The sequence below is a fragment of the Streptomyces sp. NPDC058000 genome (genome assembly GCF_042886435.1).
In the GTDB taxonomy this organism is placed as follows: domain Bacteria; phylum Actinomycetota; class Actinomycetes; order Streptomycetales; family Streptomycetaceae; genus Streptomyces.
Genome location: NZ_JBHVQS010000008.1, coordinates 207024 through 222102 on the forward strand (window position 1 = coordinate 207024; position 15079 = coordinate 222102).

The 15079-nt window shown below is 71.8% G+C and carries 13 protein-coding genes; 2 read left to right on the forward strand and 11 right to left on the reverse strand.

The window, feature by feature from the left end; translation table 11 throughout:
* Positions 1–3: 3 nt before the first annotated feature.
* The 9 genes from aroB to ACFVT2_RS11645 all read right to left on the reverse strand — a co-directional run bounded on the left by aroB (position 4) and on the right by ACFVT2_RS11645 (position 9719).
* Positions 4–1095: a 3-dehydroquinate synthase gene (gene aroB / locus ACFVT2_RS11605; protein WP_390015330.1), complete on the reverse strand. Its 1092-nt coding sequence runs from the start codon at positions 1093–1095 to the stop codon at positions 4–6.
* Positions 1092–1646 (reverse strand): shikimate kinase, encoded by a 555-nt coding sequence (locus ACFVT2_RS11610; protein ID WP_390015333.1) that lies wholly within the window; start codon positions 1644–1646, stop codon positions 1092–1094. Before ACFVT2_RS11610 ends, aroB begins: the two co-directional genes overlap by 4 nt.
* Positions 1643–2827: a chorismate synthase gene (gene aroC / locus ACFVT2_RS11615; protein WP_390015336.1), complete on the reverse strand. Its 1185-nt coding sequence runs from the start codon at positions 2825–2827 to the stop codon at positions 1643–1645. The genes ACFVT2_RS11610 and aroC overlap by 4 nt, the downstream gene beginning before the upstream one ends.
* A 114-nt stretch (positions 2828–2941) precedes the next feature.
* Positions 2942–3778 (reverse strand): shikimate dehydrogenase, encoded by an 837-nt coding sequence (locus tag ACFVT2_RS11620; RefSeq protein ID WP_390015339.1) that lies wholly within the window; start codon positions 3776–3778, stop codon positions 2942–2944.
* A gap of 10 nt (positions 3779–3788) precedes the next feature.
* Positions 3789–5669: an endolytic transglycosylase MltG gene (mltG, locus tag ACFVT2_RS11625; RefSeq protein ID WP_390015342.1), complete on the reverse strand. Its 1881-nt coding sequence runs from the start codon at positions 5667–5669 to the stop codon at positions 3789–3791.
* A 126-nt stretch (positions 5670–5795) separates the two neighbouring features.
* A complete protein-coding gene (gene ruvX, locus ACFVT2_RS11630) occupies positions 5796–6260 on the reverse strand; it encodes a Holliday junction resolvase RuvX (RefSeq protein WP_073450312.1) in 465 nt (154 codons plus the stop codon).
* 14 nt (positions 6261–6274) lie between these two features.
* Positions 6275–8944 (reverse strand): alanine--tRNA ligase, encoded by a 2670-nt coding sequence (gene alaS, locus ACFVT2_RS11635; RefSeq protein ID WP_390015345.1) that lies wholly within the window; start codon positions 8942–8944, stop codon positions 6275–6277.
* Positions 8944–9279, reverse strand: coding sequence for a DUF6167 family protein (locus tag ACFVT2_RS11640; protein ID WP_390015348.1), 336 nt, complete (start codon positions 9277–9279; stop codon positions 8944–8946). Before ACFVT2_RS11640 ends, alaS begins: the two co-directional genes overlap by 1 nt.
* A gap of 8 nt (positions 9280–9287) precedes the next feature.
* On the reverse strand, positions 9288–9719 hold the full coding sequence (locus ACFVT2_RS11645) for a DUF948 domain-containing protein (protein ID WP_257980435.1): 432 nt from the start codon (positions 9717–9719) through the stop codon (positions 9288–9290).
* Positions 9720–9890: 171 nt separating this feature from the next.
* Between ACFVT2_RS11645 and ACFVT2_RS11650 the strand changes: the two genes are divergently transcribed.
* On the forward strand, positions 9891–12080 hold the full coding sequence (locus ACFVT2_RS11650; protein ID WP_390015351.1) for an ATP-binding protein: 2190 nt from the start codon (positions 9891–9893) through the stop codon (positions 12078–12080).
* A gap of 21 nt (positions 12081–12101) precedes the next feature.
* Here ACFVT2_RS11650 and rpsD read toward each other — a convergent pair whose 3' ends face one another.
* Positions 12102–12713, reverse strand: a complete 612-nt coding sequence (rpsD, locus tag ACFVT2_RS11655) for a 30S ribosomal protein S4 (protein WP_390015354.1) — start codon at positions 12711–12713, stop codon at positions 12102–12104.
* Positions 12714–12895: 182 nt separating this feature from the next.
* On the opposite strand from rpsD, the gene ACFVT2_RS11660 reads away from it, so the two are divergent.
* Positions 12896–13687 carry a DUF2470 domain-containing protein gene (locus ACFVT2_RS11660; protein WP_390015357.1) on the forward strand — a complete coding sequence of 264 codons (792 nt, stop codon included), beginning with the start codon at positions 12896–12898 and terminating at the stop codon, positions 13685–13687.
* Between the two features lie 32 nt (positions 13688–13719).
* Here ACFVT2_RS11660 and ACFVT2_RS11665 read toward each other — a convergent pair whose 3' ends face one another.
* Positions 13720–15078 (reverse strand): replication-associated recombination protein A, encoded by a 1359-nt coding sequence (locus ACFVT2_RS11665; RefSeq protein WP_390015359.1) that lies wholly within the window; start codon positions 15076–15078, stop codon positions 13720–13722.
* Between the last annotated feature and the right edge of the window lies 1 nt (position 15079).

Consider the following 15079-nt stretch of genomic DNA (forward strand, 5'->3'; position numbering starts at 1 on the left):
GGCTCACGCCGCGATCTCGGCGTGCGCCGCGAGCAGCATCGCCGGGTCCGGGCCCTCCAGGACGGTCGGCTTGGCCAGGCCGTCCAGGACGATGAAGCGGAGCCGGTCGCCGCGGGACTTCTTGTCGACCTTCATGGTCTCCAGCAGCTTGGGCCACTGGTCGCCGCGGTAGGTCAGGGGCAGTCCGACGGAGGCCAGGACGGCGCGGTGCCGGTCGGCGGTGGCGTCGTCCAACCGGCCGGCGATCCGGCCGAGTTCGGCGGCGAAGACCATGCCGACGGAGACCGCGGCGCCGTGCCGCCAGTTGTAGCGCTCGTTCTTCTCGATGGCGTGCGCCAGGGTGTGCCCGTAGTTGAGGATCTCCCGCAGACCGGACTCCTTGAGGTCCGCGGAGACCACCTCGGCCTTGACCCGGATCGCCCGCTCGATCAGCTCGGAGGTGTGCGGGCCGTCGGGACGCTTGGCGCCCTCCGGGTCCGCCTCGATCAGGTCGAGGATCGCCGGGTCGGCGATGAAACCGGCCTTGATGACCTCGGCCAGCCCGGAGACGTAGTCGTGGACCGGGAGGCTGTCCAGCGCGGCCAGGTCGCAGAGCACCCCGGCCGGCGGGTGGAAGGCGCCGACGAGGTTCTTGCCCTCGGCCGTGTTGATGCCGGTCTTGCCGCCGACCGCGGCGTCCACCATGCCCAGGACGGTGGTCGGTACGGCGATCCAGCGCACCCCGCGCAGCCAGGTCGCGGCGACGAAGCCGGCCAGGTCGGTGGTGGCGCCGCCGCCCACGCCGACGATCACGTCGGTGCGGGTGAAGCCGGTCTGGCCGAGCGCCTTCCAGCAGTAGGCGGCGACCTCGGCGGTCTTGGACTCCTCGGCGTTGGGCAACTGGATGGCGATCGCCTCGTAGCCCTGCCCGGCCAGGTCCTCGCGCAGCGCCTCACCGGTGGTGGCCAGCGCCTCGGGGTGCAGCACGGCGACGCGCTTGGCCGCGGCGCCGATCAGGCCGGGGAGTTCGCCCAGCAGCTGCCGCCCGACGAGGACCTCGTAGGGGTCGGTGCCGGCGGTACCGCCGACCTGGATGCGGGTGGCGTGCTCCGTCATGCCTGTTCCTCCCTGCCGGCGGACCGCGCGGCGTCCGCGGCCGGCCGTAGCTCCAAAGCGTCCACGATCGCGTCGGCGGCGTCCTCGGGGGTGCGGCCCCCGGTGGCGATCACGGCCTGTGCGACCTCGGTGTAGAGCGGGCGGCGCCGCTCCATCAGCTCGCGCCACTGCTTGCGCGGGTTGACCGCGAGCAGCGGGCGGGGGGCGTCCAGTCCCACCCGCTTTACGGCGTCGGCGAGTTCGACGTCCAGGAAGACCACCGGCAGGCCGGTCAGCAGCTTCCGGGTGCCGTCGTCCATGATCGCGCCGCCGCCGAGGGAGAGCACCCCGGGGTGGCCGTCGAGGGCGGTACGGACCGCCGCCCGCTCCAGCTCGCGGAAGTGCGGCTCGCCGTCCTCGATGAAGATCTCGGCGATCGGCTTGCCTGCGGTGGCGACGATGTCGGCGTCGGTGTCGCGGTAACCGACACCCAGCCGTTCGGCCAGCAGTGCGCCCACGGTGGACTTGCCGGCCCCGGGCGGGCCGACCAGTACGACGACGGGCGCGGTCACTTGATCGCCAGGTTGTCGAGGAAGCTGCGGACGTTGCGGCGGGTCTCCGGCACGCTGTCGCCGCCGAACTTCTCCAGCACCGCGTCGGCCAGCACCAGTGCCACCATCGCCTCGGCGACGATGCCGGCGGCCGGGACCGCGCAGACGTCGGAGCGCTGGTGGTGCGCCTTGGCCGCCTCGCCGGTGGCCACGTCGATCGTCGCCAGCGCCCGCGGCACGGTCGCGATCGGCTTCATCGCGGCCCGGACGCGCAGGAGTTCACCGGTGGTCAGGCCGCCCTCCGTGCCGCCGGAGCGGCCGGAGGCGCGCTTGATGCCGTCGTCGGTGGCGAGGATCTCGTCGTGTGCCTTCGAGCCGGGCACCCGCGCCAGGTCGAAGCCGTCGCCGACCTCGACGCCCTTGATGGCCTGGATGCCCATCAGGGCGGCGGCCAGTCGGGCGTCCAGGCGGCGGTCCCAGTGGACGTGCGAGCCGAGGCCGACCGGCACGCCGTAGGCCAGCACCTCGACGACGCCGCCGAGCGTGTCGCCGTCCTTGTGGGCCTGGTCGATCTCGGCGACCATCGCCTTCGACGCGTCGGCGTCCAGGCAGCGCACCGGGTCGGCGTCCAGCTTCTCGACGTCGGCGGGCGTGGGGTAGACGCCGTAGGGGGCCTTGGCCGAGGCCAGCTCGACGACGTGCGAGACGATCTCGATGCCGGCCGTCTCCTTGAGGAAGGAGCGGGCGACGGCGCCCAGGGCGACCCGGGCCGCGGTCTCGCGGGCGGAGGCGCGCTCCAGGATCGGGCGGGCCTCGTCGAAGCCGTACTTCTGCATGCCGGCGAGGTCGGCGTGGCCGGGGCGGGGCCGGGTCAGCGGGGCGTTACGGGCCAGCTCGGCCAGTACGTTCTCGTCGACCGGGTCGGCGGCCATGACCTGCTCCCACTTGGGCCACTCGGTGTTGCCGACCATGACCGCGACGGGGGAGCCCAGCGAACGGCCGTGCCGCACGCCGCCGAGGAAGGTGACCTCGTCCCGCTCGAACTTCATCCGGGCACCGCGGCCATAGCCGAGCCGGCGGCGGGCCAGGGCGTCCGCCACCATCTCCGTGGTGATCGGCACGCCGGCGGGAAGGCCCTCCAGCGTCGCCACGAGTGCGGGGCCGTGCGACTCCCCCGCCGTCAGCCAGCGCAACCTGCTCAACGGTGCTCCTCAGTTACTGCTCATGTGCTGCTCATCCGCGTACGTCTCCTCTGATCCTCCCACGTCGGGCGGGGCGCGCGGCGCGCCGTCCAGGGTGCGGACCCCAGGGACCACTCAGCGGGCGGCGAGTGCCGTCTCGCCGGCCCGGCGCATCGCGGCCAGCGGCGCCGGCGCCCGGCCGGTCATCTGCTCGACCTGGAGAACGGCCTGGTGGACCAGGAGGTCCAGCCCGCCGACGACGGCGCCGCCGCGGCCGGTCCAGGCGGCGGCCAGCGCGGTCGGCCAGGGCTCGTAGAGCACGTCGAAGAGGGTGCCGGGCCGGTCGGGTACGGCGGCGGCGAGCGGGTCGGTGCTGCCCGCGGGGGTGGTCGCGATGACCAGCGGTGCCTCGAAGGCCGCGGCGGCGTCGTCCCAAGGGGCGATGCGGACCGGGACGCCGAGCCGTTCGCCCCAGCCGCGCATCTCGTCGGCGCGCGCCGCGCTCCGCACGTACGCGGTGACCTCACCGGTGCAGATCCGGGCGAGCGCGGCCAGCGCCGAGGAGGCGGTGGCGCCGGCGCCCAGGACGGCGGCCCGCTCGACCTGCTGAACGCCGCGCTCGCGCAGCGCGGCGAGCATGCCGGGGATGTCGGTGTTGTCGCCGCGCCTGCGCCCGTCGGAGGTGAACACGACGGTGTTGACCGCCTCGACCGAGGACGCGGTCGGGCTGATCTCGTCCAGCAGCGGGATCACCGCGCGCTTGAGCGGCATGGTCAGCGACAGTCCCGCCCACTCGGGTCCGAGCTTCTCCAGGAACGCGGGGAGCCCGGCCTCGTCGACCTCGTGGCGGCCGTATTCCCAGCCGGTCAGCCCGAGTTCGTCATAGGCGGCGCGGTGCAGCACCGGCGAGAGGGAGTGCGCGATGGGCGATCCGAGGACCGCCGCCTTCTTGTGCTCAGGGCTGTGGGACACCGGCTGGCCTTCAGTTTCCGTTCTGCTTCTGCTCTTGCTGCCGCTTGTTGAATTCCGCGACGAGCTTCATGTGGTCGGCGTAGTTGGTGGTGAAGTCGGTCTTCTTGCCGTCCACCGAGATGAAGTAGAGCCACTTATCAGAATTGTCCGGATTGATCGTCGCCTTCAGCGCGTCCGCGCCGGGATTTCCGATCGGACCGGGCGGGAGTCCCCGGTAGAAGTACGTGTTGTAGGGATCGTCGTAGTGCCGGATCTCCTGCGTACTGATATTGATCTTGCTCTGGTTCTTGAGGTAGTTGAACGTCGAGTCGAATTCCAGCTTCTGGTTCGTAGCCGTGTTGGTCGGGGCCAGTCGGTTGTAGACGACCGCCGCCATCTTCCGGAAGTCATCGTGCGTCATGCCCTCGGCCTGGGTGAGGCTGGCGACGGTGATGAGCTGGAGCGGAGAATCCAGATGGAATTTCTTCGCATTCGATTCGAGATCGTACTTCTGGTATTCCTGGGTGGCTCGCGAGACCATTTGCCGGAGCACGTCCGCGGGTTTGGCCTGATCGCCGACGCTGTACGTCGAGGGGTAGAGGAAGCCCTCCAACGGGTCCTTGATCTTCGGGGAGTCGTCGGCCCACGACGGAAGTCCGAGGTTCTTCGCCTGGCTGTGCGCGATGTCCTTGGTGGTGCCCGCCTTGAGTTTGAGCTTCTTGTCGATCAGCTCGTATACGGCGCCGGCCCGCAGGCCCTCCCGGATCGTCAGGCCGTTACGGCTTCGCGGGTCCGACATCAGGGCTACGGCCGAGGCCGCGGACATGTGCTCGCGCAGCGAATACGAACCGGGCTGCAGGAGTTTGTCCTTCTTGCTGTCGACAGCCGCTTCGGTAAACGCATCAGCGCTCTTGACCACACCCTCGCGCTTCAGGACCAGGCCCATCTGCAAGATGGTGGAGCCAGGGGGGATGTCGACCTGCACAGCGCCACTGCCCTCGCCCTCGTAGTCGGGGGGCGAGCCGAAGTGGCGCATCAAGAAGTCCTGGCCGAAATAGGCGACGCCGCCGACGACACCGGCCAGCCCCAGCGTCACGACCAGGCAGGCGGTGCCGCTGCGCCGCTTGTTCTTCTTGTTCTTCTTGTTCTTCTTGTTCTTCCGGCCCCGGCGCTCACGGCCGGACCGCCGGTCGTCCTCGTCGTCGTAACCGGCGCCCTCGTCGTCCGGGTCGTCGGCGAAGAACGGGTGCTCCGGTTCCGGCTTGCGCGGTTCCGGCTCATCGGCGTCCGGTGCCGCCCGCCAGTCGTCGCCGCCGCCGGCCGGGTCGTCGTAGGGCGCCCCGGCCGGCGGGTGCTGCTGCGGGCCGGGTCCCGGCGGGTAGTCGCCCGGCCGCTGGGGGTGCGGGGCGTGCCCGTACTGCTGCTGGTGCGGGTCGGTCAGCGCCGCTTCGGGCATGCCGTGCTGCGGGGCCGGCGGCTGGGCGGGCAGCTGATGGGTCTCGTGGAGTCCGTAGCCGTCCTGCGCGCCGTAGTAGTCATGACCCGCGTAGTTCTGGCCGGTCTGGTGCGGGGCCGGGTATTCCTGGCCCGGCTGGAGGTACGGGTCGGCCGGTTGGTGCTGCCCGTAGGGGTCGTACGGGTCGTACGCCGGCTGGCCGCCCGGCGGCTGGGTGCCGTCCCAGCCGCCGTGGCCCGCGGGGTACTGCTGCTGCGGGTACTGCCCGTGCTGCGGATGTTGCTCGTGCTGCGGGTGCTGCTCGTGCTGGGGGTAGTGCTGTGGGGGATTCCCGGTGGGCTGCTGTCCGGCCCACTGCGGCTGCTGCTCCTGGCCTCCGTAAGGACCCCGATCTCCGTAGAGCGGGTCGTCCGGATGCCACGGTTCGGAGCCGTAGCCCCGGCCATACTCGGTCATCGATCCCCTAGAGCCGAGAGGCGGGGCGCTCCATCCGGGTAGCGCCTGTCGTACCGATCCGCCTCTACTTGCACGCGCGGCTGTTCGAACCGCCGCCACAACGCGCGGAACGTTACCGTACCGCGATCAGATGACCACTTCGACGTGCTCCCCGGGCGGCCGCCCGGAGGTGCGTTCGGTTTCCAGCGCGCTCTGCAGGATGACCACCGCGGCGGCCTGATCGACCACCGAGCGGCCCTTCTTGCTGCGGACTCCGGAGGCCCGAAGCCCGTGGGTCGCGGTGACCGTCGACATCCGCTCGTCGACCAACCGGACCCCAACGGGGGCGATGTTCCTGGCGAGTTCCTGGGCGAAGGCCCGGACCTTGGCCGCGGCCGGCCCCTCTCCCCCACTGAGGGAGCGGGGCAGACCGACCACGACTTCGAGCGGCTCGTACTCCTCGACGATCGCCTTGAGCCGTCGGTGCGCCGCCGGGACGTCACGCCCCGGCACGGTCTCGACGGGGGTGGCGAGGACCCCGTCGGGGTCGCACGAGGCGACCCCGATCCGGGCGTCCCCGACATCCACGGCGATGCGGCGGCCGCGTCGCATCTCACTCACGTCCGTCAGGCCGCCTCGACCACGAGGCGCTCGACGGCCTCGATGGCCTCGGGCACCGCGGCGGCGTTCTGGCCACCGCCCTGGGCGACGTCCGGCTTGCCGCCGCCCCCGCCGCCGAGCGTCTTGGCGGCGGTGCGGACCAGGTCGCCGGCCTTGATGCCGCGCTCGCGGGCGGCCTCGTTGGTGGCGATGACGGTCAGCGGGCGGCCGTTGGCCACGGTGAAGAGGGCCACCACGGCGGGGCGGTCACCGTGGATCCGGCCGCGCACGTCGAGGACCAGCTTGCGCAGGTCGTCGGCGCCGGTGCCGTCCTGGACCTGGGCGGCGACGAGGGCCACGCCACGGACGTCCTTGGCGCCCCCGGCCAGCCCGGCCGCGGCCTGCAGCACCTTCTCCGCGCGGAACTTCTCGATCTCCTTCTCGGCGTCCTTCAGCTTGGCCAGGACACCGGAGATCTTCTCCGGCAGCTCCTCCGGACGCCCCTTGACCAGCTCGGTGAGCTGCGAGACGACGGTGTGCTCACGCGCCAGGAACCGGTAGGCGTCCACGCCGACCAGCGCCTCGACGCGGCGCACGCCGGAGCCGATGGAGGACTCGCCGAGCAGCTTCACCAGGCCCAGCTGTGCGGTGTTGTGGACGTGCGTACCGCCGCACAGCTCCTTGGAGAAGTCGCCGATGGTGACCACCCGGACCCGCTCGCCGTACTTCTCGCCGAACTCAGCGATGGCGCCCTGCTTCTTGGCCTCGTCCATGCTCATGACCTCGGCGTGCACGTCGAGCTCACGGGCCAGGACGTCGTTGATCTTCTGCTCGACGTCGGTGAGGACCGAACCGGGCACTGCGGCCGGCGAACCGAAGTCGAAGCGGAAGCGGCCCGGGGAGTTCTCCGAACCGGCCTGGGCGGCCGTCGGGCCCAGGGCGTCGCGCAGCGCCTGGTGGGTGAGGTGGGTGGCGCTGTGGGCGCGGGCGATGGCCCGGCGGCGCTGGATGTCGATGGCGGCGTACCCGGCGGAGCCGAGCAGCACCTCGCCGACCTGCACCACGCCCTTGTGGACGATGACGCCGGGGACCGGCTGCTGGACGTCGCGCACCTCGATGACGGCGCCGTTGTCCAGCTTGATGCGGCCGGTGTCGGCGAGCTGGCCGCCGCCCTCGGCGTAGAACGGGGTGCGGTCCAGTACGACCTCGACCTCGTCGCCCTCGTGGGCGGCCGGGGCCGAGACGCCGTTGACCACGAGGCCGGCGACGGTGGACTCGCCCTCGGTGTCGGTGTAGCCGGTGAAGATCGAGGAGCCGGACTTGTCGGCGATCTCGCGGTACGCCGACATGTCGGCATGGCCGTGCTTCTTGGCCTGGGCGTCGGCCTTGGCGCGCTCCCGCTGCTCCTTCATCAGGCGGCGGAAGCCGTCCTCGTCCACCGACAGGCCCTGCTCTGCGGCCATTTCGAGGGTGAGGTCGATCGGGAAGCCCCAGGTGTCGTGGAGCAGGAACGCCTTGTCGCCGGGGAGCACCGTGCCGCCGGCGGCCTTGGTGTCGGTGACGGCGGTGTCGAGGATGTTGGTGCCGGCCTTGAGGGTCTTGAGGAAGGCGACCTCCTCGGCCATGGCGACCGTCTCGATCCGCTTGCGGTCCTCCAGGAGCTCCGGGTACTGCTGGCCCATCGCCCGGATGACCACGTCGAGCAGGTCGGCGACGACCAGGCCGGGGGCGCCCAGCAGCCGCATGTTGCGGATGGCGCGGCGCATGATGCGGCGCAGGACGTAACCGCGGCCCTCGTTGCCGGGGGTGACGCCGTCGCCGATGAGCATCGTCGAGGTGCGCATGTGGTCGGCGACCACGCGCAGCGAGACGTCGGAGTCCTCGGCGGCGCCGTAGCGGACGCCGGTGAGCTCACCGGCCTTGTCGATGACCACCCGGAGGGTGTCGGTCTCGTACATGTTCTGGACGCCTTGCAGGATCATGGCGAGGCGTTCGAGACCGAGGCCCGTGTCGATGTTCTTCGACGGCAGGTCGCCGAGGATCTCGAAGTCCTCCTTGCCGATGCCGGCGCCGCGCTCGTACTGCATGAAGACCAGGTTCCAGATCTCCACGTAGCGCTCGTCGTTGACGGCCGGGCCGCCCTCGACGCCGAAGGCGGGGCCCCGGTCGTAGTTGATCTCCGAGCACGGGCCGCACGGGCCCGGGACGCCCATGGACCAGTAGTTCTCCTTCTTGCCCAGGCGCTGGATGCGCTCCTTGGGCACCCCGACGACCTCGTGCCAGATGCGCTCGGCCTCGTCGTCGTCCAGGTAGACGGTGATCCAGAGCTTCTCGGGCTCCAGGCCGTAGCCGCCCTCCGCCACGGGAGTCGTCAGCAACTCCCAGGCGTACTTGATGGCGCCTTCCTTGAAGTAGTCGCCGAAGGAGAAGTTGCCGCACATCTGGAAGAACGTGCCGTGCCGGGTGGTCTTGCCGACCTCTTCGATGTCCGGCGTACGGACGCACTTCTGGACGCTGGTGGCGGTCTTGAACGGGGCCTTGACCTCGCCGAGGAAGTACGGCTTGAAGGGGACCATGCCCGCCGGAACCAAGAGCAGCGTCGGGTCGTCCGCGATGAGCGACGCCGACGGCACGACGGTGTGCCCGCGCTCCTCGAAGAAGCGCAGCCAGCGGCGGCGGATTTCAGCCGACTCCATCAGTGGTCCTCTTTTCCGGTCGGTCCGGTCAGCCCGGGTGTTCTCGTGGTTCGGTACGACGTTTCGAGCACCGCGCGGCGCGGTGCGGGCAGCTCGGGCGCCTCGGTGGGCTCCGCGAGCCCGAGGGCGTCGTGCAGTTGCTCTTCACGGTCCGCCATTCCGGCCCGTACGTCCAATGCAAATTGACGCAGCCGGTGTCCGGTCTCGACGGCCTTGTCCGCGGCCTGCGCGGCGAGGCTGTCGGGCTGCAGCTTGCGCAGCTTTTGGTGGACCTTGTTGGTGGCCCACACTCCGGCGGCGGCGCCGGTGGTGAACCAGAATGCGCGGCGGAACATCGCGGTGATCAGTCCTTGGAGCGACGGGAGCGGCGCCCGCCGCGGCGGGCGCCGGGCAGGGTGCGGCCGACGACGGTGCGGTCCGGCTCGGGCAGGCCCTTCTTGCCGATCGCGCGCCGTACGCCGTAGCCGAACGCGGCGACCTTGACCAACGGTCCACCGAAGGCGGTGGAGACGGTCGAAGAGAGCGCGGAGGCGTTGGCGGTGACCTCTTGGACGTCGGCGGCGATGGCGTCGACGCGGGCGAGTTGGGTGTGCGCGGAGCGGACGGTCGCGGACGCGTCGGCCAGGAGCGGAACGGCCTGCTCGGACACCTCGGTCACCATCTTGGTGGTCGCCTTGAGGGTCTGTGCGAGCCTCACCAGCACGAGGGCGAGGAACGACACGAGGATCGCCCAGAAGACGGCCACGAGGATCCCGGCCACCTCTCCACCGGACACGCTGGCACCACTCTCCGACTGGTCTGCTCTGGTCTGGTCTCGTCCTGCTCGAACGGCAACCTTGACCTTATCGCGCCGTGACTGTCCGTCCGTACCGCGTTCCCGGTCCCGTCCGGCCACCGGAAGGGGTGATTGTACGGTCCGCATCGCCACGAGTACGCTCCGTGTGCCATGCGACGCCTCACGCGCCCTGGCCCCCCTTCCCGCCGCTCCCCCGCCCGCCCGCGGGCCCGCGGGAACCTCCCCGCGGAGCTGAACCGCTTCGTCGGCCGCGCGGACGAACTCGCCGCGCTCGATCGGCACCTGTCCGCCGACCGCCTCGTCACCCTCATCGGCCTGGGCGGCGTGGGGAAGTCCCGGCTCGCCCGGCACGGCGCAGCGATCTTGCAGGATCGCTTCTGCGACGGGGTGTGGCTGGTCGAGGTGTCCGCACTGCGCGAGGGGCACCTGCTGGACCACGCGGTCGCCGAGGCCCTGGCACTGGCCGACCACTCCGGCCGGCCGGTGCGCACGGCGCTCGGCGACCACCTCACCGACCGCGAGCTGCTGCTCGTCCTCGACGGCTACGAGCACCTGGTCGACGACTGCGCCGAGTTGACCGCCGAACTGCTGCGGCGCGCCCCCCGGCTGCACGTACTGGCCGCCGGCCGCCGGCCGCTGGACCTGCCGGGCGAGCAGACCCTGCCGGTGCCCCCGATGGGCGACGTCGACGCCGCCGCGCTGTTCGCCGACCGGGCCGCCGCCGTGCTGCCCGGTTTCGCCGTCGGGTCCGGCAACGAGCCGGCCGTCACCGAGCTGTGCCGCCGCCTGGACGGCATCCCGCTGGCGCTGGAACTGGCCGCCGGGCGGCTGCGGGCGCTCTCCCTGGAGCAGGTGCTGAACCGGCTCGACGACCGCTTCCGACTGCTGGCCGGCACCGTCCGCGGGGCGCCGGTGCGCCACCGGACGCTGCGCACCGCGATCGGCTGGAGCCACGAGCTGTGCACCCCCGAGGAGCGGCTGCTGTGGGCTCGACTGTCGGTGTTCGCCGGGCAGTTCGACCTGGAGGCGGCCGAGTACGTCTGCTCGGGCCCGGAGCTACCCATCGAGGAACTCCTCGACGTCATCGGGGAGTTGGTCGCTCAATCGGTGCTCGTCCGGGAGGAGACCGCGGCCGGGGTGCGCTACCGGATGCTGGACACCGTACGGGCCTACGGCGCGGACTGGTTGGCGGCGACGGGGGACGGCGAGCGGCTGCGGCACCGGCACCGCGACTGGTACCTGGGGCTCGCGACCTGGTGCGAGCTGGACTGGTTCAGCCCCCGGCAGGCCGAGATCGCGGCCCGGATCGACGCCGAACTGCCCAATCTGCGGGTGGCGCTGGAGCACAGCCTGGAAAGCCCCCGGGACACCCACCTCGGCCAGTACCTGGCCGGCACGCTGTGGTTCTACTGGGTGGGCTGCGGACGCCTGTCGGAGGGCCGGCACTGGCTCGACCGGGCGCTGGAGCTGGACGGCGGCCACGACGAGGCCCGGCTGAAGGCGCTGTGGGTGGCGGGCTACGTGGCGGTACTCCAGGGCGACACGGTGGGGGCGCTGGGGATGCTCCAGGAGTGCCGCGAGGAGGCCGAGCGGACCGGTAACGCCACGGCCGCCGCGTACGCGCTGCACCGCACCGGCTGTCTGGCGCTGGTCTGCGACGACATGCCGCGCGCCGAGAAGCTGCTGCGCGGGGCGCTGCACCACTACCGCGAGATCGGCGAGCTCAACAGCAACGTGCTGATGGGACAGGTCGAACTGGCGCTGGCGGTGGCCTTCCAGGGCGAGCTGGACGACGCGGTGCGGCTGTGCGAGGACGTCCGGGAGGTGTGCGGGGACCACGGGGAGCGCTGGACGCTGGCGTACGCCCTGTTCGTGCTGGGCTTCGCGGCGTGGTCGCGCGGGGAGGGCGGCCGGGCCCGAGCCCTGCTGGAGGAGGCGCTGGCGATCGACCATTCCTTCCACGACCTGCTGGGCGCGGTGCTGGCGATCGAGCTGCTGGCCCTGGTCACGCTGAGCGAGGGCGATGTGGAGGAGGCGGCGGTGCTCCAGGGCGCGGCGGGACGGATCTGGCCCTCGGTGGGGCTTCCGCTGTTCGGCTCGCGCCATTTCAACCAGCCGCACGCGCTGTGCGAGCGGCAGGCCCGCGATCGACTGGGCGCGGCGCGCTACGAGCACTGCCTGCGGGCCGGCGGGCGGCTGAACCTGGACGCGGCGGTGGCGCGGATCCTCAAGCCCGCGGACGGCGTCCCGGGCCCGCGCGGGGAGTTGCGGATCACCGCGCCGGCTCCGCACCGGCCCGCCGCCTCCCCGTCCGCGAGCGGAGGGGAGTCGGCGGGCTGAGCGGTGCGCCGGCCGAGTGGATCAGCGAGCGTAGTACTCGACGACGAGCTGCTCGTCGCAGATCACCGGGATCTCCTTGCGGTTGGGGTCCCGGTCCAGGCGGAACGCCAGGGCCTGGAGGTTGACCTCCAGGTAGCGCGGGGTCTCACCGTCGGGGGCGTAACCACCCTCGCGGGCCACCTGGAAGGGGTGCTTGTCACGGCTGCGCTCGCGGACCATCACGACGTCGCCGGGGCGGACGCGGAAGGACGGCTTGTCGACCTTGCGGTCGTTGACCGAGATGTGGCCGTGGACCACCATCTGGCGGGCCTGGTAGATCGTCCGGGCCAGGCCCGAACGCAGGACGAGCGCGTCCAGACGGCGCTCAAGCTCGATGATCAGGGCCTCGCCCGTCTTGCCATCGACCTTCCGAGCGCGGTCGTAGGCGCGAGCCATCTGGCGCTCGCTGATGTCGTACTGGGCGCGCAGACGCTGCTTCTCCAGCAGTCGGACCTTGTAGTCACTGCTCTGCTTGCGGCCACGGCCGTGCTCGCCGGGCGGGTAGGGACGGGCCTCGAAGTACTTGACGGCCTTCGGCGTCAGCGCGATGCCGAGCGCACGGGACTTCTTGACCTTGGGACGCGACTGGTTCACGTGGAACGTTCCTCCATGTAAGTTAGGTGAGGCTTACCTTAGCGCGAGGAGAACGCATGTTTCGACCTGGGATCCACCTGCCCGGCGCAGACCGCACCGGGACGGGTCAGCCGCGTCCCGTGGAAGACGCCCAGCGGCCCTCGGCGGCTGAGCGTGCACGAACTCTCGTCGAGTCCCATGGTATGGCGTCACTGGACATCCCCGGAGTCGAGGATCCCGACGAGAGCGGCCTCTCGGCTCCCGTCTGCCGGACCGTGACGCCCGAAGGAGACGTGCTGCTCCTGGTTCCTGGGGACTCTTCGGCCGCCCGGGCGGCGGCACACGCCCAGGACGACGACCTGCCGGCCGTGATGGAGATCACGGATGTGGCGCCGGTTTCGGTGCCCCATCGGATCCGCGGCCGCGCCTGGGTGGCCGGCTGGCTCACCCCCGTGCGCAACGAGCAGCGCGCCCGGGCCGCGATGCTGCTCGCCGAGCGACACCCGGTCGGCGAGCTGCTGGGCATCGGCGAGGCACTGGCCCCGGACCCGACCCCGGGCACCTACGGACGCCCCTCCTGGATGCTGCTGCGCCTGGAGGTCGGCGAGGGCGCGGTGGACGACCTGTGGGGCGCCGAGTCCTTCGAGCCGGAGGAGTTCGCCGCCGCGGCACCCGACCCGCTGATCGCCCACGAGGCGGAGCTGCTCCAACACCTGCACGCGGCCCACGCCGAGCAGGTGCGCGGGCTGTGCGCGCTGCTCGGCGACCGCGAGGAGGTCTGCGGACTGCGGGACCAGGCCGTTCCGGTGGGCCTGGACCGCTTCGGACTGCGGGTCCGTTTCGTTCGGGGGTCCGGGGGTCGTACCCCGGGAGACGGCGGCACCGACGGCGCCCGGCGGACCTTCGACGCCCGCTTCGACTTCCCCAAGCCGGTCCGGGACGTCGCCGAGCTGCGCCGGGCGATGCACGTGCTCTTCGAGGCCGCGGCCAGCTGACCGCTGCCGCGGCCCCGCCGGCCGCGCCCCGGTCAGTCGCCGTGCTCGCCGCGCAACCGGGCCCGGACCCGCTCGGCGACATCGGCGTAGCGCGCCTCGGCGCCGTGCCGGGTGGGGGTGTAGTAGCGCGTGCCGTGCACCTCGTCCGGGGCGTACTGCTGGGCCGCGATACCGCCCGGCAGATCGTGCGGGTATTGGTAGCCCTGGCCGTGGCCGAGCTTCTGGGCGCCCTGGTAGTGGCTGTCGCGCAGGTGCGGGGGCACCGGCCCGGCCTTGCCGGCCCGGATGTCCGCCAGGGCGGCGTCTATCGCCATGTACGCGGCGTTCGACTTCGGGGCGAGGGCGAGCGCGATGGTGGCCTGGCTCAGCGTGATCCGGGCCTCGGGGAAGCCGATCAGCGCCACCGCCTGGGCGGCGGCCACCGCGGTCTGCAGCGCCGACGGATCGGCCAGGCCGATGTCCTCACTGGCCGAGATCATCAGCCGGCGGGCGATGAACCGCGGGTCCTCCCCCGCCTCGATCATCCGCGCCAGATAGTGCAGCGCGGCATCGACGTCGGAGCCGCGGATGGACTTGATCAGGGCGCTGGCGACGTCGTAGTGCTGGTCGCCGGCCCGGTCGTACTTCACCGCCGCACGGTCCACCGCCTCCTCCAGGGTCTGGAGGGTGATCTCCTCCTCCCCCTTGGCCAGCGCGGAACCGGCACCCGCCTCCAGCGCCGTCAGCGCCCGCCGGGCGTCGCCACCCGCGATCCGCAACAGATGGGCCGCGGTGTCCTCGGGGAGGGTGACCGCCCCGCCGAGCCCGCGCTCGGCGGTCAACGCGCGGTGCAGCAGGCCCCGCAGGTCGTCGTCGGTGAGCGGTTCCAGGGTCAGCAGCAGCGAGCGGGAGAGCAGCGGGGAGATCACCGAGAAGTACGGGTTCTCGGTCGTGGCGGCGATCAGCGTCACCCAGCGGTTCTCCACCGCGGGCAGCAGGGAGTCCTGCTGGGCCTTGCTGAAGCGGTGGATCTCGTCGAGGAAGAGGACGGTGTCCTTGCCGTAGCCGCCCGAGGCGCGGCGGGCGCCGTCGATGACCGCCCGGACCTCCTTGACGCCGGCCGTGATCGCGGAGAGCTCGACGAAGCGCTTGTTGGTCGCCTGGCTGACGACGTACGCCAGGGTCGTCTTGCCGATGCCGGGCGGCCCCCACAGGAACACCGACGACGGCCCCGCCGGTCCGCCGGCGCCCTCGCCGACCAGCCGCCGCAGCGGCGAACCGGGCTTGAGCAGATGCTGCTGGCCGACGACTTCGTCGAGGGTGCGGGGGCGCATGCGTACGGCGAGAGGGGACCCCGCGGGGTCCTTCTCCTGACGGTCTTCTGCGGCGGCGGTGAACAGGTCGGGCTCCACG

Excerpts from the sequence above, each read along its gene's own strand:
- aroB (WP_390015330.1), bottom strand. The coding sequence starts at position 1,095 with ATGACGGAGCACGCCACCCGCATCCAGGTCGGCGGTACCGCCGGCACC.
- mltG (WP_390015342.1), bottom strand. The coding sequence starts at position 5,669 with ATGACCGAGTATGGCCGGGGCTACGGCTCCGAACCGTGGCATCCGGAC.
- ruvX (WP_073450312.1), bottom strand. The coding sequence starts at position 6,260 with ATGCGACGCGGCCGCCGCATCGCCGTGGATGTCGGGGACGCCCGGATC.
- alaS (WP_390015345.1), bottom strand. The coding sequence starts at position 8,944 with ATGGAGTCGGCTGAAATCCGCCGCCGCTGGCTGCGCTTCTTCGAGGAG.
- ACFVT2_RS11640 (WP_390015348.1), bottom strand. The coding sequence starts at position 9,279 with ATGTTCCGCCGCGCATTCTGGTTCACCACCGGCGCCGCCGCCGGAGTG.
- ACFVT2_RS11650 (WP_390015351.1), top strand. The coding sequence starts at position 9,891 with ATGCGACGCCTCACGCGCCCTGGCCCCCCTTCCCGCCGCTCCCCCGCC.
- ACFVT2_RS11660 (WP_390015357.1), top strand. The coding sequence starts at position 12,896 with ATGGCGTCACTGGACATCCCCGGAGTCGAGGATCCCGACGAGAGCGGC.